The organism is Mesorhizobium sp. B2-3-5, assembly GCF_006442395.1.
Lineage (GTDB): Bacteria > Pseudomonadota > Alphaproteobacteria > Rhizobiales > Rhizobiaceae > Mesorhizobium.
In genome coordinates this window covers 170,387-190,802 of the sequence record NZ_VFVX01000001.1, presented here as the reverse complement: position 1 = coordinate 190,802, position 20,416 = coordinate 170,387, and the positions used below count along the sequence as shown (strand labels likewise).

Annotated in this window: 21 protein-coding genes, 1 pseudogene and 1 riboswitch; of the genes and pseudogenes, 6 read left to right on the top strand and 16 right to left on the bottom strand. The window is 62.6% G+C overall.

Annotated features, from left to right (window positions below; all coding sequences use genetic code 11):
• Nucleotides 1-172: 172 nt before the first annotated feature.
• Entirely contained in the window at nucleotides 173-943 is a 771-nt protein-coding gene (locus FJ958_RS01020; RefSeq protein WP_246679469.1) for a MipA/OmpV family protein, read from the bottom strand.
• A gap of 229 nt (nucleotides 944-1,172) precedes the next feature.
• On the opposite strand from FJ958_RS01020, the gene FJ958_RS01015 reads away from it, so the two are divergent.
• The gene (locus tag FJ958_RS01015; RefSeq protein ID WP_140738250.1) at nucleotides 1,173-1,727 is read left to right on the top strand and encodes an HdeD family acid-resistance protein; all 555 of its coding nucleotides are present in this window, start codon (nucleotides 1,173-1,175) and stop codon (nucleotides 1,725-1,727) included.
• Nucleotides 1,728-1,818: 91 nt separating this feature from the next.
• On the opposite strand, the gene FJ958_RS01010 is transcribed toward FJ958_RS01015, so the two are convergent.
• The 3 genes from FJ958_RS01010 to FJ958_RS01000 all read right to left on the bottom strand — a co-directional run bounded on the left by FJ958_RS01010 (nucleotide 1,819) and on the right by FJ958_RS01000 (nucleotide 4,730).
• On the bottom strand, nucleotides 1,819-2,799 hold the full coding sequence (locus FJ958_RS01010; RefSeq protein WP_140739117.1) for a bifunctional riboflavin kinase/FAD synthetase: 981 nt from the start codon (nucleotides 2,797-2,799) through the stop codon (nucleotides 1,819-1,821).
• Between the two features lie 6 nt (nucleotides 2,800-2,805).
• A complete protein-coding gene (locus FJ958_RS01005) occupies nucleotides 2,806-3,666 on the bottom strand; it encodes a TIGR01459 family HAD-type hydrolase (RefSeq protein ID WP_140738246.1) in 861 nt (286 codons plus the stop codon).
• A 239-nt stretch (nucleotides 3,667-3,905) separates the two neighbouring features.
• A complete protein-coding gene (locus tag FJ958_RS01000) occupies nucleotides 3,906-4,730 on the bottom strand; it encodes a DUF2189 domain-containing protein (protein WP_140738243.1) in 825 nt (274 codons plus the stop codon).
• Between the two features lie 191 nt (nucleotides 4,731-4,921).
• Here FJ958_RS01000 and FJ958_RS00995 point away from each other — a divergent pair, with 191 nt between their 5' ends.
• The gene (locus tag FJ958_RS00995) at nucleotides 4,922-5,434 is read left to right on the top strand and encodes a CAP domain-containing protein (protein ID WP_140738240.1); all 513 of its coding nucleotides are present in this window, start codon (nucleotides 4,922-4,924) and stop codon (nucleotides 5,432-5,434) included.
• Nucleotides 5,435-5,698: 264 nt separating this feature from the next.
• On the opposite strand, the gene FJ958_RS00990 is transcribed toward FJ958_RS00995, so the two are convergent.
• The 10 genes and pseudogenes from FJ958_RS00990 to FJ958_RS00945 all read right to left on the bottom strand — a co-directional run bounded on the left by FJ958_RS00990 (nucleotide 5,699) and on the right by FJ958_RS00945 (nucleotide 15,265).
• Nucleotides 5,699-7,231 (bottom strand): DHA2 family efflux MFS transporter permease subunit, encoded by a 1,533-nt coding sequence (locus FJ958_RS00990; protein WP_140738237.1) that lies wholly within the window; start codon nucleotides 7,229-7,231, stop codon nucleotides 5,699-5,701.
• A 307-nt stretch (nucleotides 7,232-7,538) separates the two neighbouring features.
• A complete protein-coding gene (locus FJ958_RS00985; protein ID WP_140738234.1) occupies nucleotides 7,539-8,714 on the bottom strand; it encodes an HlyD family secretion protein in 1,176 nt (391 codons plus the stop codon).
• Complete coding sequence (locus FJ958_RS00980; protein ID WP_140738231.1) at nucleotides 8,711-9,190, bottom strand: MarR family winged helix-turn-helix transcriptional regulator; 480 nt, start codon at nucleotides 9,188-9,190, stop codon at nucleotides 8,711-8,713. The genes FJ958_RS00985 and FJ958_RS00980 overlap by 4 nt, the downstream gene beginning before the upstream one ends.
• Before the next feature lie 159 nt (nucleotides 9,191-9,349).
• Nucleotides 9,350-10,399: an iron ABC transporter permease gene (locus tag FJ958_RS00975; RefSeq protein WP_181176247.1), complete on the bottom strand. Its 1,050-nt coding sequence runs from the start codon at nucleotides 10,397-10,399 to the stop codon at nucleotides 9,350-9,352.
• Nucleotides 10,399-11,346, bottom strand: coding sequence for an ABC transporter substrate-binding protein (locus FJ958_RS00970; protein ID WP_140738228.1), 948 nt, complete (start codon nucleotides 11,344-11,346; stop codon nucleotides 10,399-10,401). The genes FJ958_RS00975 and FJ958_RS00970 overlap by 1 nt, the downstream gene beginning before the upstream one ends.
• Before the next feature lie 47 nt (nucleotides 11,347-11,393).
• Nucleotides 11,394-12,179, bottom strand: a complete 786-nt coding sequence (locus tag FJ958_RS00965) for an ABC transporter ATP-binding protein (RefSeq protein ID WP_140738225.1) — start codon at nucleotides 12,177-12,179, stop codon at nucleotides 11,394-11,396.
• Entirely contained in the window at nucleotides 12,176-12,661 is a 486-nt protein-coding gene (locus FJ958_RS00960) for a DUF1636 family protein (protein WP_246679454.1), read from the bottom strand. Before FJ958_RS00960 ends, FJ958_RS00965 begins: the two co-directional genes overlap by 4 nt.
• Before the next feature lie 4 nt (nucleotides 12,662-12,665).
• Nucleotides 12,666-12,873, bottom strand: a riboswitch (cobalamin riboswitch).
• Nucleotides 12,874-13,172: 299 nt separating this feature from the next.
• Entirely contained in the window at nucleotides 13,173-14,141 is a 969-nt protein-coding gene (locus FJ958_RS00955; RefSeq protein ID WP_140738219.1) for a helix-turn-helix domain-containing GNAT family N-acetyltransferase, read from the bottom strand.
• Nucleotides 14,142-14,204: 63 nt separating this feature from the next.
• A pseudogene (locus FJ958_RS00950) lies at nucleotides 14,205-14,366 on the bottom strand (DSD1 family PLP-dependent enzyme); the annotation flags it as partial.
• A 47-nt stretch (nucleotides 14,367-14,413) separates the two neighbouring features.
• The gene (locus FJ958_RS00945; RefSeq protein ID WP_140738216.1) at nucleotides 14,414-15,265 is read right to left on the bottom strand and encodes a hypothetical protein; all 852 of its coding nucleotides are present in this window, start codon (nucleotides 15,263-15,265) and stop codon (nucleotides 14,414-14,416) included.
• An 86-nt stretch (nucleotides 15,266-15,351) separates the two neighbouring features.
• Here FJ958_RS00945 and FJ958_RS00940 point away from each other — a divergent pair, with 86 nt between their 5' ends.
• The 3 genes from FJ958_RS00940 to groL all read left to right on the top strand — a co-directional run bounded on the left by FJ958_RS00940 (nucleotide 15,352) and on the right by groL (nucleotide 18,362).
• Nucleotides 15,352-16,149, top strand: a complete 798-nt coding sequence (locus FJ958_RS00940) for a class I SAM-dependent methyltransferase (protein ID WP_140738213.1) — start codon at nucleotides 15,352-15,354, stop codon at nucleotides 16,147-16,149.
• Nucleotides 16,150-16,340: 191 nt separating this feature from the next.
• Nucleotides 16,341-16,637 (top strand): co-chaperone GroES, encoded by a 297-nt coding sequence (gene groES, locus FJ958_RS00935; RefSeq protein WP_010915433.1) that lies wholly within the window; start codon nucleotides 16,341-16,343, stop codon nucleotides 16,635-16,637.
• Between the two features lie 69 nt (nucleotides 16,638-16,706).
• The gene (gene groL, locus FJ958_RS00930; protein ID WP_140738211.1) at nucleotides 16,707-18,362 is read left to right on the top strand and encodes a chaperonin GroEL; all 1,656 of its coding nucleotides are present in this window, start codon (nucleotides 16,707-16,709) and stop codon (nucleotides 18,360-18,362) included.
• A gap of 100 nt (nucleotides 18,363-18,462) precedes the next feature.
• On the opposite strand, the gene FJ958_RS00925 is transcribed toward groL, so the two are convergent.
• Nucleotides 18,463-19,071 carry a TetR/AcrR family transcriptional regulator gene (locus tag FJ958_RS00925; RefSeq protein ID WP_140738208.1) on the bottom strand — a complete coding sequence of 203 codons (609 nt, stop codon included), beginning with the start codon at nucleotides 19,069-19,071 and terminating at the stop codon, nucleotides 18,463-18,465.
• A gap of 230 nt (nucleotides 19,072-19,301) precedes the next feature.
• Between FJ958_RS00925 and FJ958_RS00920 the strand changes: the two genes are divergently transcribed.
• Complete coding sequence (locus FJ958_RS00920; RefSeq protein WP_140738205.1) at nucleotides 19,302-19,688, top strand: nuclear transport factor 2 family protein; 387 nt, start codon at nucleotides 19,302-19,304, stop codon at nucleotides 19,686-19,688.
• Between the two features lie 108 nt (nucleotides 19,689-19,796).
• On the opposite strand, the gene FJ958_RS00915 is transcribed toward FJ958_RS00920, so the two are convergent.
• Nucleotides 19,797-20,408 (bottom strand): LysE family translocator, encoded by a 612-nt coding sequence (locus FJ958_RS00915; RefSeq protein WP_140738202.1) that lies wholly within the window; start codon nucleotides 20,406-20,408, stop codon nucleotides 19,797-19,799.
• Nucleotides 20,409-20,416: the final 8 nt, after the last annotated feature.

Here is a 20,416-nt window from a genome sequence, read left to right as displayed (position 1 = left end):
GAAAAGCGCGAGGGGTCGCGCGCAAAATTCCCGGCGGCTCCGACAGCCTTCAGGCCGCCAGGAACACCGGGCTGGTAATTCGTATCGTCGGCGCGTGAAGGCGCGAAAAGCTCGTCATTGCTGGGCTTTTAGCGGAGATAGGCGCAGGAATAAAGCGTCTCGTTCGATTCGCTTACATCTTGAAGTCGAAGCGATAGGTCGTCGACACGCCGACCATGAACTGGTTGCGGTCGCCGCGCTCCCTGACCAGGCTGGAATCGGCCGCCGGACCTTTCAAGCGCGAATATTCGCCGAACAGGCTGGCCGTCATCGGATCGGTCACCTTCCAGGTCACCGCGCCACCGAGGCCAACGGATTTAAGGCCGCCGCCAGGATTATATTGGCTCAGGCCCGAGGCCGCGGCTTCCTGCGCATTGACGCCATAATAGGCGTCGAAATAGTTCGCCGAGGCAAAGGACACGCGCGGCCCACCTGAAATTCTCACGGTTGGCGTCACATCATAGAAAGCATCGGCGGAGATATCGGCGACAAAGCCGTTATGGGCGCGGATGCCATGCCGCAATTCGGCGCGCGCGCGCATCCAGTCCGTTGGATAGAATTCGAAGAAGCCGCCGACTTCGCCGCCCCAGCGGACCGGATCGAGGCCTTTGAGCTCGTCGGCATCGCTATCATCGCGCGAGAACAGGAACTTGCCGGTCAGGCCGGCGCGAACGCCGCCATCATCGATAAGCGCCAGCGAAATATTGTCGTTACGCGACGTGAAGCGTGCCGCGGGACCCGCCTTGCCCAAAGAGATGATGGGCTGGGCGCTGAGCATGTATTTCTTGCCGCCCTCGAAATTCGGCGCGACCAAGCCGGTGGCGCCGACCGTCAGATACCAGTCGCCGGACAACCAGCCGAAAGCGCCGTCGCCGGCCCTGGCCGCGCCTGACGTCGCCAGCATGATGGTGGCCAAAGCTACCGAAATCTTCCCGACCGGACTCATGGACACTCCACTAACACGATACAACTGCCCTGCGGCGACAGCTTTGACGAGGCTTTGGTAAAATTTGATTTAAGGGCGAGACGTCCGGTCCGCATTGCCTGCACCATCGGCCCGCCACCGGTTGGCGGTGGACTGGCACCGAAGCTAACTTCGTCGCATACTGGCAGACCTCAACGGAGGTGGCGACATGACTTTGCACGGCAATACACTGAAGAACGCGATCGGCCAGACGCGAGACAAGTGGGGATGGTTTGTCGGTCTGGGCGTGGTGCTGCTGATCCTCGGCGGCATCGCCTTCGGGAATCTGTTCATCGCCACGGTGGCTTCTGTCTATGTCGTGGGATGGCTGATGCTGGTGGCCGGCATCATCGAGATCATGCATGCCTTCGGTGTGAAGACCTGGGGCCGCTTCTTCTATTGGCTGCTCAGCGGACTGCTTTATGCGGTGGCCGGATTTTTCGCTTTCGACAATCCGTTGCTGGCCTCCGCGGTGCTGACCTTCCTGCTGGCCGTTGCGCTTGTCGCTTCCGGCGCGCTGCGCGCCTGGGTCGGCTACAGCCACCGCCCGGAAAGCGGCTGGGGCTGGATCGTCGCGGCCGGCGTCATTAGCGTGCTTGCGGGCCTGATCATCGCCATGGGCTGGCCGGTCAACAGCCTGTGGGTACTCGGCATGTTCCTGGCAATCGACCTAGTCTTCCAGGGCTGGACCTTCATCGCGGTCGGCCTTGCACTGAAAAAGTAAGGTCTCGTTTGAGCAGTCCCTTCAAGCGAAGCCCGATGCCGAAAGACGGTGATCCCGGCCGGAAGCCGGCACCGGTTTTCGGGACCATGCCTTAAAACGCCACTGCCGCGTCCAGGCTGGACAGCGGCTTGACGCCGGCAAGCAGCGCGCGAGCCTCGGCTTCGTCCCGCCTCATCTGTACGACCAGTGCATCCAGCCCGTCGAATTTGATCTCGCTGCGCAGGAAGCCGAAGAACGACACCTGGCAGGTCTCGCCATAGAGATCGCCGGAAAAATCGAAGACAAAGGTTTCCAGGAGCGGTGCGCCATTGTCGTCGACGGTCGGGCGGCGGCCGAAGCTCGCGATGCCATCGTGCAGCGTGCCGTCGGCGCGGCGAAAGCGGACGGCATAGATACCTTCCTTGAGAGCGGCCTCCGCGGCAAGCCTCATATTCGCGGTCGGAAAGCCGAGCGTTCGCCCGAGCTGTTGGCCGCCCACGACCTCGCTTTCCACCGTGAAGCGATAGCCAAGCAGACTAGCGGCTTCGGCTACCTCGCCATCGCACAGCAAGCCCCGGATTCGGCTTGACGAAACCACCTCGGCACCCTCGTCTCGAAAGGCGTCGACGAGCGTGACGCCGAAACCATGGCGCTCGCCAGCCGCCATGAGATAGGCCGGCCCGCCCTGCCGGTCCTTGCCGAAATGAAAATCGAAACCGGTCACGGCGTGAGTGATGCCGAGCGTCCTCTCCAAGACGTCGGTGATGAAAGCTTCCGCCGACAGCGAGGCGAAATCCCGCGTGAAGGGCTGCTCGACGAGCGCGGCAAAGCCCAGCAACGACAGGAGGCGCGCCTTCATCGGCGGCGGCGTCAGCACGAACAGCGGCATGTTCGGCCTGAAAACCTTTCGGGGATGCGGCTCGAAGGTCAGCACCAAGGCCGGCACGCCGCGCCGCGTGGCCTCGGCCAACGCCCGTTCGAGCACCGCCTGATGGCCACGATGGACGCCGTCGAAATTGCCGATCGCGACGACACCACCACGCAGATCGGCGGGCAGCGGCGCCGTTGCTGAAAGATGCTGGAAAGCCACCATTGCCACCTACTGTAGTCTGGCTATGACGGACACCGGACGATAGCCGTGCCGTTCCAGGAAGAGCCCGAGCTTTGCCGGATCCGGCCGCAAGGCGTCGCCATAGTCGCGGGCGTGAATGCCGCCAGAGACATAGAGAACGTCGAAGCCATTGTCGGCCGCGCCCTTGACGTCGGTCATGATGCCATCGCCGATGGCCAACACCTGCGAACGCTCGACCGGCCGTCCGAGAACCTCGGCCACCTCCTTCATCGCGACGTCATAGATCGGCGCGTAGGGCTTTCCGGCGATCAGCGTGCGACCGCCGAGCTGGGCATAGTCGCGCGCCAGGGCGCCGGCGCACCAGATGATCCGTTCGCCGCGCTCCACCATGATATCGGGGTTGGCGCAGATGAACGGCAGGTTCCTGGCGCGCAATCGCCGCAACAGCTCCGTATAGTCCTCAGGCTTTTCGACTTCGTCGTCGAACAGCCCGGTGCACACGATGCCGGCGGCCTCGAATTCCTCGACCAGCTCGACATCCAGGCCATCATAGAGGGTCAAATCGCGGTCGGCGCCGATGTGGAAGACTTTGCGCGGGCCCTCCGCGATCAGGTCGCGGGTCACGTCGCCCGAGGTCACGACACGGTCGTAGGCCGACGGGGGAACGCCGATCACGCTCATCTGTGCCACGACATCGGCGCTGCGGCGGGGTGAATTGGTAATAAGCACAACCGGAACGCCGTCTGCCCTTGCCCTCGCCAGCGCCGCGGCGGCTGCCGGAAAATGCCATTCGCCGTTGTGGACGACGCCCCAGACATCGCAAAGAATCGCCGAATAGGCTTTCGACGCGTCTTCGAGCGAGCCGACGATTTCAGGCGAATCCGCCATGCCGTTTCCTTCAATGTGATTGTTGCAAGTGCCACGGCCGACGGTTCGCCGCAGCCGGTCCGAATTATCCGAACCGGCCCATGCTGTCACCAGCTTTCGCCTGCCTGTCGCTGGAGATCGACGCGAACCGCCGCCTGTCCGCCCGATCGGCGCCTTCGATTGACGGCGCTGGACGATGGGAACCGTGCTGACGGCGCTGGCGCTGAAGATGGCGACCGACGCGCAGCGCTGAAGGCGTCCTACATTGGCCGACGGATCGGCGGGATCTGCGCCGGCTCGACCACCTTGCGGTACAGATGCCAGGTAGCATGGCCCAGGATCGGCATCACGACGGCCAGCCCGGCAAACAGCGGGATAGAACCGATCACCAGCAGCACGGCGACCGTCAGACCCCACAGCGCCATCTGCAGCGGGTTCGCCATCACCGCGCGGGCCGATGTCTCGATTGCCGAGACGGCGCCGACATCACGGTCGAGCAACAGCGGGAAGGCGATCACGGTGGTGGCCAGCACGACCACGGCGAAGACAAACCCCACGGCATTGCCGGCGAGGATCAGCGTCCAGCCCTTGCTGGTCGTCAGAACGTCACGCAGGAAGGCGCCGACGGAAGCTGGTGGCTGGTCACCAAACTGGCTGGTGTAGATCGACTGTGCCGTGAATAGCCACAAAAGGAACAGGGCGAACAGCATGATGCCGATGGCGGCGATCGAGGGCAGCGCCGGGGAGCGACGGACATCGAGGGCATGCCACCAGCTGGTGTTCATGCCGAGCTCGCGGCGGCGGCTGATCTCGTAGAGCCCGATGGCGGCGAACGGGCCGACCAGCGCAAAGCCCGACATCAAGGGATAGACGAGCTGGATGGCATTGGAGCCCGACGACCACCGGGCGAGGATCAGGCCGACGATCGGGTAAATCAGGCACAGGAACACGTAGTGGGATGGTTTTGCCCAGAAATCTTCTGCGCCGAGCCGCAGCGCATCCCAGAGGTCGGACGTCCTGATGTGGCGCACCGTGGGCTGCACATGCATTCCGCGCGCGTCCGCCATGACATGAAAGCCGGCCATAACCTTCCTCCGTTTTTCTCGGGGGGCGGTCACCGCCTGGGATGGCCGCCCGTAGCTGCCACTTCAAGAACGCCGGCATCATAGCCGATCTTCCCGGGATTGTCGCCGCATGGACGGCATTTCGACTCTCCTCACGCGATTTTCATTGCCCGGCCCGGCAAAAGCCATGATCGCGACTATGTCAGGCAAGCATGACCGCTGAAAAAATCGAAATCCGTCAAGCAGGCCTGAACAGGCGCATGTGGCTCAAGGCAGCCGGCCTCGCGGCGTTGGCCGGGCTGGCCGCCTGCGGCACCGTTTCTGTGCCGACCGGTCAAGGTGCGGGGGTCTCCTCCTCCGCCACCGGCACGCTGGCCAGCCTGCGAGCCACCGCGGGACTGGGGCCGCTGGTTCCCGATGCACAGCTGGAACAAGCAGCACTCCAGCAGGCCGGCTACATGGCGTCGCGGGAGCGCATGAGCCATACCACAGGTTGGGGCAATGATTTCGCCTCGCGCATGAAGGACAACGGAGTGCGGGGTGCCGCGGCCGAGAACATCGCCGAGGGCCGCTTCGACCAGCAAAAACTGTTCGACATCTGGATGCATTCGCAGGGCCACCGGCGCAACATCCTCGACCCGGATTTCAGCCGCTTCGGGCTCGCCTATGTCCGCGACGGACGTGATCCTAATCTGCGCTATTGGGCGCTGGTTCTCGGCAGGTAGCGCTCCAATTTGGGCGTCGCCTTGAATTTCCCCATCAGATAGGGACCGGAGCGCACCGCCTCGTATTCGGCGCTTCGCCATCGGCAAGACAGGCGTCCAGCACCTTGATCTCGACGTCCCAGTTCGGATGGTGGAAGAACGTCATCCAGCTGATCAATGATGGAACATGCAGTCCGCCTGGACAGCGGGCTGGGACCAATCGACCCGGCGATCCTGGTCCATCCTAGTCCATATTGGCAGCAGGCAGACCGCCTGCCGCCGGGTCTAGTCCATATGCGCTGCAGGCGCGCCGCCGGCCGGACCGGCCGTCGGCTTGCGCAGCAGGAAGACAAAGGGGATGGCGAGCAGCGTCATCACCATCAGTATTTTGAAGTCGTTGACGTAGGAGATCATCATGGCCTGGAGATTGACCATGCGGTCCACCTCCGACAGCGCCATTGGATCGCCACCCGCCGCAGCCGGCGAGACTGCCCAGAGATTGGGGTTGAACGGGCTGATGAAGGCGGAAAGTTCGGCGTGATTGACCTGCGTGTTGCGCACCAGCAGCACGGTCACGACAGAGACGCCGATCGACGAGCCAAGATTGCGCACCAGGCTGAACAATGAGGTTGCATCGGTGCGGTAGCGTGCGTCGAGCGTGGCGAAGGCAACCGTCGACAGCGGCACGAACACCATTCCCATGCCCAGGCCCTGGATCACGCCGGAGCTGATGATCAGCCAGTTGTCCATCTGCGGCGTGAAGCTGGCCATGGTGTAGAGCGACTGCGCCGTCAGCAGAAAGCCGATGACGACGAGAATCCTGGCGTCGATCTTGCTCATGATGCGTCCGACGACGAGCATCGAAACCATCGTGCCGACGCCACGGGGGCCCATGACGATGCCGATGGTGACGGTCGGATAGCCGAAGATGGTGGACAGCATCGGCGGCAGCAGTGACATGGAAGCCAAAATCAGCACACCCATGACGAAGATGAACGCCAGCCCGGTCACGAAATTGCGGTCGAGGAAAATCTTCGGATCGATGAAGGGATGTTCCGATGTGACCGTGTGAATGATGAACACCCAGAAGCCGGTGATCGAAAGCCCCAGCTCGATCCAGATCTCGACCGAGGAAAACCAGTCGACCTCGCCACCGCGGTCGAGCAGCAGCTGCAGCGCGCCGACGCCGAGCGATATCATGGCAAAGCCGAAGAAATCGAAGCTGCGCACGCGCCGGGCAACGACCGGCAAATAGGCGGCCATGCCAAGGAAGGCGACGATGCCGACCGGCAGGTTGATGAAGAACACCCAGCGCCAGTTGAAGTTCTCGGTCAGCCAGCCGCCCAGCGTCGGGCCAAGGATCGGCCCCAGCATGATGCCGGCGCCCCAGATGGCCATTGCCTGGCCGTGACGTTCCTTGGGATTGATGTCGAGCAGGAAGGTCTGCGACAGCGGCACGATCGCGGCGCCGAACACCCCTTGCATCAGCCGGAAAAGCACCATGGTTTCCAGACTCCACGCCAGGCCGCACAGCATGGAGAAGATGGTGAAGCCGACCACCGCCGTCAGGAACAATTCCTTGCGGCCGAAGCGATCGGCAAGCCAGCCGGTGACCGGCGTCATGATGGCGGCGGCCACGATGTAGGAGGTCAGCACCCAGTTTATGTTGTCCGGGGAGGCGCCGAGATCGCCGGTCATCGTCGGCAGCGCGACATTGGCGATGGTCGTGTCGAGCGCCTGCATGATCGTCGCCAGCATGAGCGCTACCGTGATCAGGCCGCGGTGCGGCACTTCTTTGAAGGGTTCGGACGTGCTCATGCGCGGAACTTCCAGCAGGTAACAAAAACGTGTACACAGGGTTTCCGGGCGGCAAGGCCTTCCGTTGAGAGACCTTCATCACGGTGGGACGCGATTATCGATGTGGGGGTTACATCGACCGAAAGTCTCGAGTGAGCGGATGCCTGCCGCCCGGAAACATGAGAACCGACGGGGCCGAGTCGAAGATTTCAGATGTCGGCCGAACCACGACGCGGCTCGAACCAGGCACTGATCCTTCCCGCGCCGCCCATCGGACCAATCCTGCTATTCGCTTCCACCCGCCTGGTCCCCGCGGGCTTCCGCCGACTTATTGCGCGGGCTCGCCAGCCGTTGCGTGACCGAACATGGCCGGAAAACCGCGCGCAACGCCCGTATCGACGGTGACGGAGGCGCTCATGCCGGTACGCAGTGCCATCTTGGCGTCGGGGTCGGTCAGTTCCAGGCGCACGGGGATGCGCTGGGTAACCTTGACCCAGTTGCCGGTGGCATTTTGCGCGGGCAGCAGCGAGAATTCCGCACCGGTTCCAGCACCGATCGCCTTGACGGTCGCCTCGAAGGTCCTGCCCGGATAGGTGTCGACGACGATCTCGGCCTTCTGACCCGGCTTCATGTTGGTGAGCTGGGTTTCCTTGAAATTGGCATCGATCCAGGTGTCGCCGGTCTCGACCAGCGAAAACAGCGGCGTGCCGGAGCCGACAAACTGGCCGACCTTGAAGGACGAGGCCTGGGAGATGACGCCATCGGCGGGCGCTTTCACCGTAGTCTGCGCCAGGTCGTAGGCGGCTTTGTCGCGGGCGGCGAGCGCCGACATCACCGTCGGATGCTTGTCGGTTTCGATGTCCGGGTTGCCGCCGAGGGCGGCCTTGGCGCTGATGATGCCCTGCTGGGCAACGGCAAGCTGCTGCTTTGCCTTGTCGAGATCGTTCCTGGCCTGGTCGAGTGAAGACTTGGCGTTGATGCCTTTCTGGGCAAGATCGGCGGCACGGCCATACTGCGACTGGGCGTAGTCGACCTCGCTGCTGGCGGACTTCTCCTGCGCCATTGCCTGGCTGTAAGCGGCGCGCAACTGCTCGACATTGAGGCGCGCGGCAGCAACAGCCGCGTCAGCCTGGGCAAGCGCGATGCGGTAAGGCTCGGGGTCGATGGCGAACAGCAGATCGCCCTGCTTCACCATCTGATTGTCCGATATGGCGACCTGGACGATACGTCCCGCCGTATCTGAAGCAATCGATACCTTGGCCTGCTGCAGATTGGCGTTCTCCGTCTCCTGATAGCGTCCGCCGGTCACCCAGACATAGCCGCCGCCGATGACCAGGGCCGCCGGCAAGGCGAACATCAGAAAAAAACGGCCCATGCGGCGCTTCTTCGGCGCTGGCACTGGCTGCACGGGAGGAGCGACGGCAACAGGAGCAGCAGCCGGCTGGGCCGGTGCTTCCATCTCCACCTTGGGGGCGCTCTCGTCTATCTTGGCTACCGCGTTCATGCTGCTGCGCCTTCTGTATTCTTGACCTTTTCGTCCGACGATGAATCGCCATCCGCGAGATTTTGCGCCATCACATCGAGCGACCTGATCAGGACGCGACGGTCCTCCGGCGAAACGCCGACAAGCGATTCCTCATAGACCTCGCCGGCGAGGCTCTTGACCTCGGCATAGGCCGCGCTCGCCTTGGCGGTCGGGAAAATCATCCGCACTCGGCGGTCGGCGGCGGCGGCGCGGCGTTCGATCCAGCCGCCCTCCTCCATCCGGTCGACAAGGCGCGAGACGCTGATGGGCTCGATTTCGAGCAATTCCGCGAGCCGGGCCTGGGAGACCCCCGCCTCCTTGGCGACACGCACCATAAGGCGCCACTGCGCCGACGACAGGCCAAGCCCGCTGGCGCGCATCTCGAAGCGCTTGCGCAGCAGACGCTGTACGTCGTGGATTAAAAATCCCAATCTATCGATGCCATCAGAAACCATGAGCGATACTTATAATAAGCGTGCTTACTATTCAAGGTGCCAAATCGCAACGGAAGCCGGCAAAATGTGCAGGACAGCCATGCGACACGGTCATGGTTAGCAAGAAGTAAGCGTCGTGAGCTTTTTAGAAGGAACCTGAAAAAGCAGAACCGAACGTCCTCACAGGCGATTTCGAACGACCATCGTGACGACGAAGAACGCGCCGAGCGAACTGGTGATGATGCCGATCGGCAATTCCTGTGGCGGCAGAAGCGTGCGGGCCAGAAGATCGCTTGCCAGCAAAAGCACCGCCCCAAACAGCGCGCAGCTTGCGATCAGACGCAAATGCAAGGGGCCGGCCAGCGGCCGCGACAAATGCGGGATCATCAATCCGACAAAGCCGATGACGCCGGCGACCGAGACCAGGATTGCCGTCGAGAAGGCGGCGACGAGGAATGTCGCCCTGCGCATCCTTGCCACGGGCACACCAAGGCTTTCGGCGGCACTTTCACCAGCCAGGAAGGCGTCCAGCCTGCGATGGTTCCACAGCCCGTAAATCGCAATCGTGCCGGCCCCCAACGCGCCCAGCCACACATTGTCCCAGCGCGCCAGCCCAAGCCCGCCCATCGTCCAGAACAGCACCGAATGGGCCGCGCGCTGGTCTCCGGCAAAGACCAGGTAGTTGGTCAACGCCGTGAACATGAAGGAGACGGCAAGCCCGGCGAGGATCAAGCGTTCCGGGCCCTGCCCCCTTACCCGCGCGACCAGCAGCAGCACGATGCCCGCTGCCAGTATGCCGCCGGTGAAGGCCGCGATCGGCAAGGTCCAGATGCCGAAACTGTCACCAAAGACGGTGATGACGGAAACCGCGCCCGCGGCGGCCCCCGAAGACAGGCCGAACAGGAAGGGATCGGCGAGATCGTTACGCGTCACCGTCTGCAGCAACGCGCCGACCATGCCGAGGCCCGCGCCGACACAGACTGCCAGGATCGTGCGCGGCAGCCGCAGATCGACGACGATCTTGCCAACCGGGCCCGACACCTGATGTTCATTTAACCCAACGGCATGGCCAAGTGCGGCAATGACGTCGGTCAGCGGTATCAGCGTCGAACCATAGGCGATCGACAGCAGCACGAGAGCGACGGTCGCCACCGCGCCCGCCGCCATGGCCAGCGGGAATGCCTTGTGCCCTGAGAGCGCGCCGGATTTGTGCTTCAGGGCGAGATGCATCAGAACGCTTCCGGATGCATCGCCCTGGAGATCTTGCCGATCGCTTCGATGTTTGCCGGTCCGGGCGTGAGTTCGGCATAGCGCAGGGCCACGAAACGCTCGTTCTTGACCGCATCCGTCTCTTTCATCGCCGGATGGGCCTTGAGGAAGTCGAGGAGCTTCTTGTAGCCGCCACCGTCCTGGTAGTCGAGCAGGATGAGGAATTGCGGATTGCGCGACGCCACCGTTTCCCAGTCGGTGTTGCCCCAGCTTGTGTCCATGTCGGCCATGATGTTGTCGCCGCCGGCTGCCGTGATCATGGCGCTGGGGATGGCGAATTTTCCGGCGGTGAATGGCTTGTCCTCGCCGGAATCGTAGAGGAATACCCGTGTTCCCTTGCGATCGCCGACCTTGGCGGTGATGTCAGCGAGTTGGCTCTTCCAGCCGGCAACGAGCTTCTCCGCCTCGGCCTCCTTGCCGAAGATCTTGCCCAGTTTTTCGACATCGCCGTAGAGAAGGTCCATCGAGGCGGCGGGCCGGTTCTTGTCGAGATGGACGCAGCTTTCCGTCAGCACCAGCGTCTTGATGCCGTGTGGCGCGAGCGTGTCGGGCGTCACATCGCCGCCCGGCTTCATGCCATAGTACCAGCCGGCGAAGAAGAAATCAGGCTCGACCGCTACGAGATTTTCGAGCGTCGGGTATTTTGGCGCCAGTTCCGGAATTGAACCCTGCTCGGCCTTGAATTCGGGGCCCACCTTATACCATCCGGTGATGCCGGTCAGGCCGACGATCGACGGCTGCAGCTTCAGCGCGAAGGCCATCTCCGCCATGTTGAGATCGTGAATGACGGCGCGTTTGGGCGGCGCATCGAAGGTCAGCGGTTTGCCGCAACTGTCGACGGTGACCGGGAAGGCGAAAGCTGCCGAGGCCAGCAGCGAGAAGACGAGCGACAAGGCGAGGCGTTTCACGATTTTTGCTCCTTGGTTGAACTGTGTCGGATGAAAGTCGGTTTCGGTCAGGAAGGCGCGGCACGGTTCGGAACATCGAACACGGTCAGTTCGCGATCCTCGGTGGGATGGCGCAGGCGAAACACGTCGACGCCGAAAATCTCGCGGATCAGTTGTTGCGTCAGCGCTTCGCGGGGCGCCGCCAGCGCATGCAGCCGGGCCTCGTTCATCACCGCGACCCTGGTGGCGAAGGGCGCCACCAGGGCCAGATCGTGCAGCACCGCGATCACCGTCATGCCGAAGCCAGCAACGAGTTCGAGCAGTTCCGCGCGGGCGCGTGGGTCCAGATGGTTGGTCGGCTCGTCGAGAAACAACACTTTCGGTTCCTGGGCGATGGCGCGTGCGAGCTGAGCGCGTTGGCGCTCGCCGCCCGACAGCGAGCCAATGGTGCGTCCAAGCAGCGGCAGCAGGCCGGTCCGTCGCAGCGCGTCCACGACAATGTCGCGTTCCTCGCTCCTGTGCCTCAGGCCGGCATGCGGAACGCGGCCAAGCTCGACATAGTCGATCACCGCCAGCCGCGGATCCGGCTGGTCGGTCTGGCCGACGACGGCGATGTGCAGGGCCCGCTCGGCGGCCGATATCCTGTCGAGGCGGCGGCCGCCAAGCTTTACCTCTCCGGAACTTGGCCTGAGCATGCCCGACAACATGCGCAGCAGTGTGGTCTTGCCGGCACCGTTGGGACCGATGATGGCGAGGCGATCGCCGACAGCCATGGACAGGCTGACCGCATGGACCAGAGCCCGGCCATTCGCCACCGCGCCCAGATCGCGCGCTTCGAGAAGCGGCACTGTCATCGGCTGTCCTCCGAAGGCTTGCCCGGTCCGGGGATGCGGGCCAGCGTCTTGCCGGCCAGCCGCGGCGGACGTTGTCCGGCATTGCACCAGCCATCGGCGAGCGAGGCGTAGAGTCTGGCAAATCGCACGAGATCGCCGGCATCGGCTTCCGCATCGATGGACCCGAAGAGATAGGCTGCCTTGCCGGGCGCCTGGAAGGCCACCGCGAGCGGCCGTGCACAGCCCGCCATGCAAGCCACGCCCTCGACCATGAAACCCTGCGCTACAACTGGCTCGATGTGGGCCGAGAGCCGGGAGCGCAAATCGGCGCACAAAGCTTCGCCCGACCTGGTCCCTGTCGGGATGTCGCGGCAAAGCGTGCATACGACGATACGGTGAATACGATCGATGGCGGCGCCCAACTTTCCGTCTTTCTCGATTGGCGACGGAAGGATGTTGGCGGTCGGTCGACAGACCGACGTCCACGTCTCCTCCCGGCACACCCCGTCCGGTCAACTCTGTAATGGCAGGTCTCCTGGCTCGCGGGTCTCGGCGCAATCCTGCCTTCCCAGCCTTGCCGGCCAGTGGCATTTTGGATCTCGCTCACCGCTTACAGTTGCGGGGGCAGCCACGGCCTCGATCCGAGGCGGATCTCACCGTGTTCCCTTTTCACCCCTCGCCTTTCGACTCGGGGACCATCACCATTCCACCCTAGTTTTCCCCAGATTGCTTCGCAACGGATTTCTCGGTCGCCACGATCGGAGCCGAAGCCGCGTGCGACCACACACCCCTTTATGTAATAACATAACGTACTAGTGCATGAGGCCCAGCGCTGTCAAGCGATGGCTGTCAGCCATTGTCGAGCGGATTGCGCGGAGTGCGCAATTTCGATCAAATTGGCCGAGAGCGGAAAGCCAGATGATTTCAGGTCGACTCGACCTGAAATCTGAATCCGCCTCTAATCAAAGAGATAGAGCATGACGTCGTCTGAAAACCGCTTCACACTTTTCGGCATCACGCTCTGGCGGAAGATAACAAATCAAGATTCCAGTTCTGACCAACCAGATCCTTGCCGAAGGAATGGTGAGGTTCTTCCTCGATCAGTTTGAAGCCGGCGGCCTGGTAGATATGCCGGGCAGCGGCGAGAATGTCGTTTGTCCACAAGGTCAGCGTCTTGTATCCCCTGGCGCGGGCAAAGCCGATGCATTCCTCCACCAGTCGCTTGCCGATGCCGAGGCCACGCGCCGAATGTTCGACATAGAGCAGACGCAGCTTCGCCACCTGATCCGACTTGCGTACGACGAAGACCGAGCCGACGACCTCGCCTTCCCGCTCGGCGATCCAGCTGCGCTCCCATTTCGGATCGTAGGATTTCACGAACGCCGCGAGGATTTCGGCGACCAGCGCCTCGTAGGTTTCGTCCCAGCCATAGTCCTGGGCATAGAGCAGTCCTTGCCGGCGAGTGACCCAGCCGATGTCGCCGATCTGCAGCGGCCTCAACAGATAGGGGATCCTCGGCTCGGCATTTTCGCCGAGCAGACGCTGCACCGTCTGCATGGATTTGACCAGCCGGTCCTGCTCCGACGCGGGCAGTCGATCAAGCAGGGCCCGGACCTGATCGTGCGAATCCTTGTTCAGCGGTGCGAAGGCTTTCCTGCCCGCCTGCGTCAGCGCAATCGACGATTGCCGGGCGTCCGAAACCAGCGTCGACCTGGAGATGAGGTGAAGGCGCTCGAACTTTTTCAGCAAACGGCTGACATAGCCGGCGTCGAGACCGAGATCGCGTCCGAGGTCGGTCGCGGTCAGGCCGTCGCGATGCGCCAATTCGTAGAGCACACGCGCCTCGGTCAGGGAGAAGGCGCTTTTCAGCAACCCTTCGTCGAGCAGCCCGATCTGGCGGGTGTAGAAGCGGTTGAAAGCCCGCACCGCGTCGATTCGCTCCTTGTTGGGCGCATCATTGCCGGACTGATGGTGAACCGTCATGGACATCCCCTGTCTTCACAGGATCAATCATTTACTTGACTTAGTCAAGTATCTCCGACATGTTCACATCGTCGGCAACACCGGCCAACGATCCACAATCCTGCCGCCGGATAGCACCGCGATCGGCCCGAACTGCTGCAGCACTGCTTCGCTCTGCGTCGGCCGCAAGAACGCGTAGTCGCCTGGCCTGATGACCGTATCGGCAGGCAGGCCCATGAACTGCTGCAACCGATGGCAACAGGCGGGAGCGGCGATCCTGGCCGGTTGCTGGTCTATCTCGCCCGACGAATGAGGCCCTCGAAGCCGTCGGCCAGATCGGAGGCGCCGGCCGCGAACATCTTCACGAGGTTTTGGGGACGGCCGGGAGTCTTGTTGGCGTCGAGTAGGATGGCCCTGCCCTCGTGCAGGACGAAATCGAATTTCCCGTAGTCAAAGCCCAGCTCACGTCGCCGCTCGCGCATTTCGTCGGGAACAGGGACGGGTTCACGTCGAAACGTTTGCGATGCCTTGACCAGGCTGTTTGGCGAGACATAGCGGGTGCAGCGCTCCCGCTCTCCGCAAAACACCCAGAAGCGCACCGCGAAGCCGTCGGGTTCTGTTTCCGGAATGAACTTTTCCACCACCAGGTCATCGCATTCGAAGATGTCGTCCGGAACCTCGCCAAGAGAACCATAGACCTCATAAGGCCGCGCAGCCTGCAGATGCGGAAAAGGCGGCGGTTTGCCCGCGCGCTTCGATCGCCGGTTGAGGAGTATCTCCGGAATGCCCTGATTGTTGAGGTTGCTTTTGACAATGACCGGGCCCTGCCAGGCGTCCCCTTCGGTTATCAAGGCGCCGCTGATTAGCCGTTTGGATATATCGGCCGCGCCGACGTTGAGGCAAAATGGAAAACCCCGCGCATAGTCGACGTAATCGGCGGACGTTGTCGTCGCATCGACATGCAGAACCGCGATGTCGGCACCGTGTGTCTTTGACGGTCCCTGCTGAATCCGGACTGAATGGCCGCGGCTTTTTAGTTGCTCCAGGACATCGAAAAGCAAATAGGGGCTGCCCCTGCGCAACATGAGGTTGCGCTTGCCCAGGAACCGGTCATGTTCATGCGTTATGACGGTGACACGCGCCATGGCCATACCCTTGGCTTACACGCCCGCTTCTATTAAGCGGCTCTAATCAATCGACGCCAGACTTTCTTGGGCTCCAAGAGGTTTGAATGACCAATCATTGGGACAATTATCATCGGCATTGGAAGCTCCTGGATGCCCCGCTGCGGCCGACCCCGGAAACCGTCGGCATATTCGATCGCGAACTTGATCTAAAGGATGCCGATGTCCTCCTCCTCGGTGTGACCCCTGAACTGGCAGTCCTGGGCAGATCGATGGTCGCGATCGATCAATCGGCAAGCATGATTTCGGGCGTATGGGCCGGCGACAACGCCTCGCGAAAGGCGATGGCCGGCAACTGGCTCGACCTCCCCGCGGAACGGGCAAGTTTCGACGCGGTTATCGGTGACGGATGCCTGTCGGCGGTCGATTCCAAGGCGGCACGCGGTCTGCTGTTCGGTGAGATCGCAAGAGTGCTGAAGCCTGGCAGGCGTGCGGCGATCCGCGTTTTTGCGCGGCCGGAAACGGCGGATGACCTGCGCGGCGTCCACGCCCTGGTGTTGGCCGGCGGGGTCGAGAATTTCCACGCACTCAAATGGCGGATTGCGATGGCGTGCACGACGCACGACTGCGACAATACCGTCGATGTCCAGGCAATCCGCACGGCGTTCGACCGGTTGTTTCCGGATCGCGAGGCTCTTGCTGCCCAGACGGGATGGAGCATGGCGTCCATCAACACGATCGACGTCTATGCGGGCTCCGAAACGAGGTACAGTTTCGCGACGCTGGCCACGTTGGTGGATGAAGCGAGTGGCTGGTTCTACGAGGTGCGTATCGTGCCGAGCGGCAGCTATCCGCTGGCGGAACGTTGCCCGCTTCTGGTCTTCGGTTCGGCCAAGCTTCGGTAAGTTCACCATCATGATGGAAAGAGGCACTCCGCGCGCCTTGACTCTCGCCAACCAGCGGCCTATCTCAGCGCCACGTTAGCACTCGCCCTTGGTGAGTGCTAACTACAGGTCCGGCGCCGCCGGACTTTGTTGTTGTCCGGCTTCGCCGGATGGAGGAACTGTTTCTCACCGTTCTCATCGAGGAAGAAAAAATGGCAAAGTCGAAGTTCCGCCCGCTTCATGACCGCGTGGTCGTTCGCCGGGTCGAATCCGAATCCAAGACCGCCGGCGGGATCATCATCCCTGATACGGCGAAGGAAAAGCCGCAGGAAGGCGAGATCATCGCCGTCGGCTCCGGCGCCCGCGACGAAAGCGGCAAGCTCGTTCCGCTGGACGTCAAGGCTGGCGACCGCATCCTGTTCGGCAAGTGGTCGGGCACGGAAGTCAAGCTCAATGGCGAAGACCTTCTGATCATGAAGGAATCCGACATTATGGGCATCATCGGCTGATTATCGGCCTTCCCGTCAACTGAATCTTGAATCTTCGGGCTCGATCCGAGCCCCTGCCAGGAGTTAAACATGGCTGCCAAAGACGTAAAATTCTCCCGTGATGCCCGCGAGCGCATGCTGCGCGGTGTCAACATCCTCGCCGACGCGGTGAAGGTCACGCTCGGCCCCAAGGGCCGCAACGTCGTCATCGACAAGTCGTTCGGCGCCCCGCGCATCACCAAGGACGGCGTCACCGTCGCCAAGGAAATCGAGCTTGAGGACAAGTTCGAGAACATGGGCGCGCAGATGGTCCGCGAAGTTGCTTCGAAGACCAACGACATCGCCGGCGACGGCACCACGACCGCGACCGTTCTGGCTCAGTCGATCGTCCAGGAAGGCCACAAGGCGGTTGCCGCCGGCATGAACCCGATGGACCTGAAGCGCGGCATCGACCTCGCGGTCACCGAAGTCGTCACGGCGCTCGGCAAGGCCGCCAAGAAGATCAAGACCTCCGAGGAAGTTGCGCAGGTCGGCACGATCTCGGCCAATGGCGACGAGTCGGTCGGCAAGATGATCGCGGAAGCGATGCAGAAGGTCGGCAACGAAGGCGTCATCACGGTTGAGGAAGCCAAGACCGCCGAGACCGAGTTGGAAGTCGTCGAAGGCATGCAGTTCGACCGCGGCTACCTCTCGCCCTATTTCGTCACCAACGCCGACAAGATGGTTGCCGATCTCGAGGACGCCTACATCCTCCTCCACGAGAAGAAGCTTTCCAACCTCCAGGCCATGCTGCCGGTTCTCGAAGCCGTCGTGCAGACCTCGAAGCCGCTGCTCATCATCTCGGAAGATGTCGAAGGCGAGGCCCTGGCCACGCTGGTCGTCAACAAGCTGCGTGGTGGCCTGAAGATCGCCGCCGTCAAGGCGCCGGGCTTCGGTGATCGCCGCAAGGCCATGCTGGAAGACATCGCCATCCTCACCGGTGGCCAGGTCATCTCGGAAGACCTCGGCATCAAGCTCGAGAACGTCGGCCTCAACATGCTCGGCCGCGCCAAGAAGGTGTCGATCTCCAAGGAGAACACCACCATCGTCGACGGCGCCGGCAAGAAGGCCGAGATCCAGGGCCGCGTCGCCCAGATCAAGCAGCAGATCGAGGAGACCACCTCGGACTACGACAAGGAAAAGCTGCAGGAACGTCTGGCGAAGCTCGCCGGCGGCGTTGCCGTGATCCGCGTCGGCGGTGCGACGGAAGTGGAAGTCAAGGAAAAGAAGGACCGCGTTGACGACGCCCTGAACGCGACCCGCGCGGCCGTGGAAGAAGGCATCGTTGCCGGCGGTGGCGTTGCCCTGCTGCGCGCTTCGGCCAACATCAAGGCTGCCGGCGCCAATGCCGACCAGGCCGCTGGCATCAACATCGTGCGCCGCGCACTGCAGGCTCCGGCCCGCCAGATCGCTGCGAACGCCGGTGCGGAAGCATCGATCGTTGCCGGCAAGATCCTTGAGAACAAGGGCGCGACCTTCGGCTACAATGCCCAGACGGGCGAGTATGGCGACATGATCGCCATGGGCATCGTCGACCCGGTCAAGGTCGTACGCACGGCTCTGCAGGACGCAGCCTCGGTTGCCGGCCTGCTCGTCACCACCGAAGCCATGATCGCCGAAGCTCCGAAGAAGGACTCGGCTGGCGGCGGCGGCATGCCTGGCGGCATGGGCGGCGGCATGGGCGGCATGGGCGGCATGGATTTCTAATCCAGCCATCTCGCTTAATATGGAAGGGCGGCCGAGAGGCCGCCCTTTTCATTAGGAACTCGCGATAGCTTTTTCGGTGCGCCGATTGGCGGACCGACCGTTAGACAACAGCATCAGCGCGTTGCGCGACCTTGCCCGCAAGCACCGCCGATTCGACCAAAGCGGCGACCTCGTCTGCCACAATAGCCAGCGGCGCGCGGTCGCGCGTGGCGCGGGCAATCACCATCAGGCCTTCCAGCGACGACTCGACCAGCAGCGCCAGCGCCTGCGCGCGGCGCTCGGCCACCCCTGCCCGCACGAACGCCTCCCGCAGCAGCCCTATCCACTGCTCGAAGGCGGAGCGGCAGATTTCCGCCAAGTCCGGCACGTCGTTGGGCGCGTCGAGCACGACCGGCGCGATCGGACAGCCGAGCGAAAACTCATTCTCCTCCAGCATGCGGGCCACAGACTGGTAGATGTGATGGACGGCCACCGCCGGATCTTTTTCCGCTGCCAAGGCCGCCCCCAGCCGCTCGGTCACCTCGGCCACGCTGGCCCGCGTCACCTCGATAACCAGTTGATCCTTCCCGCCCGGGAAATGGAAGTAGAGCGAGCCGCGAGGCGCGGCACTGGCACTCAAGATGTCGTTCAGCGAGGTCCCGTGATAGCCACGCCGCCGCAAAAGCAGGGCCGTCGCCTGGATCATCCGGGTGCGTGTGTCAGTCGCCATGTCAACCTCTGTCAGGAGAGCGCATTATAGGCCTTGCCTCAAATATGACAATCGGTCTACATAATATGTAAATCGGTCTACATATTTTTAGAGGTATTGATGCGGAAGATTTCGAGCGGCTGATGCAAAAGGCCAAGATTGCCTGCTCGTCCCGCGGGCGCTGGCCGGCGTCGCCACCATCACGCTCAGGGCTGCCTAACCCCAACGACTGAATGGAAGGAGCAAATCAAATGACCACTGAAAACATCATCGACACTGCCGCTGCCTCGCGCTCCGATGCAACGGCGGAAATCATGCGGCGCTTCAACGACGTCTTCCAGCGTCACGACCCATCGGCGCTGAGCGAACTGGTCGACGAAGGCTGTGTGATCGAGAACACCACGCCAGCACCGGACGGCGCTCGCCACGCCGGCAAAGCAGCCTGCGTCGAACTGTGGTCGACGATCGCCACCGGACCCGGCACACGCTTCGACATTGAAGAGACGTTCGTGGCCGGCGACCGCGCGACGATCCGCTGGCGCTACTGGATGGTCGACGGCAACTCGCTGCGCGGCGTCAACCTGATGCGTGTCGCAAACGGGCGGATCGTCGAGGCGATGGGCTACGTGAAGGGATAGCGCCTCGCGCAATTCCCGGAAAAGTCCATGGCGGTTTTCCGTCCGGAGTTGCGCAGGAGCCAGTGCAGGGAGGGTATCTACGAAGCTGAACCGCCTTCCCCTGTGGCGCTAGCGGTCCGCCAGCGCCAGCTTGGCGCCGAGCATCACAAAGGCGCCGGCGAAGGTGCGACGCATCCAGGTCAGCACCATCGGCCGCGACACGACTTGGCTGCGGATCGAAGCGGCAAAGATGCCGTAGCCGACGAAAACCACGAAGGTCAGAAGCATGAAGACAAAGCTGAGTTCCAGCATCCTCGACAGCGCATTGGGCTCGGTGGTGCTGACGAATTGCGGCAGGAAGGCGAAGAAGAAGATCGACAGTTTCGGGTTGAGCACGTTGACGAGGATACCGGTGGCAATCACCTTGCCGGCCGAGCGCGGCGCGACATTCTCATCGACGCTGAGGCCACCCTTCTCCTTCAGCGTGTTCCAGGCCATGTAGAGCAGATAGGCGACGCCGAGATATTTCAGCGTCTCGAAGGCGATCGCGCTGGTGTGCAGCAGCGCTGCAAGGCCGGTGATGGCGGCGGCCATGTGCGGGATGATGCCGAGCGTGCAGCCGAAGGCGGCAATGATCGAGGCCCGCGCACCGCGCGAAAGCCCGGCACTCAGTGTGTAGAGAACGCCGGTACCGGGCGAAGCCACGACGATCAGCGACGTCAACAGGAATTCGATGCTCACGATTGATC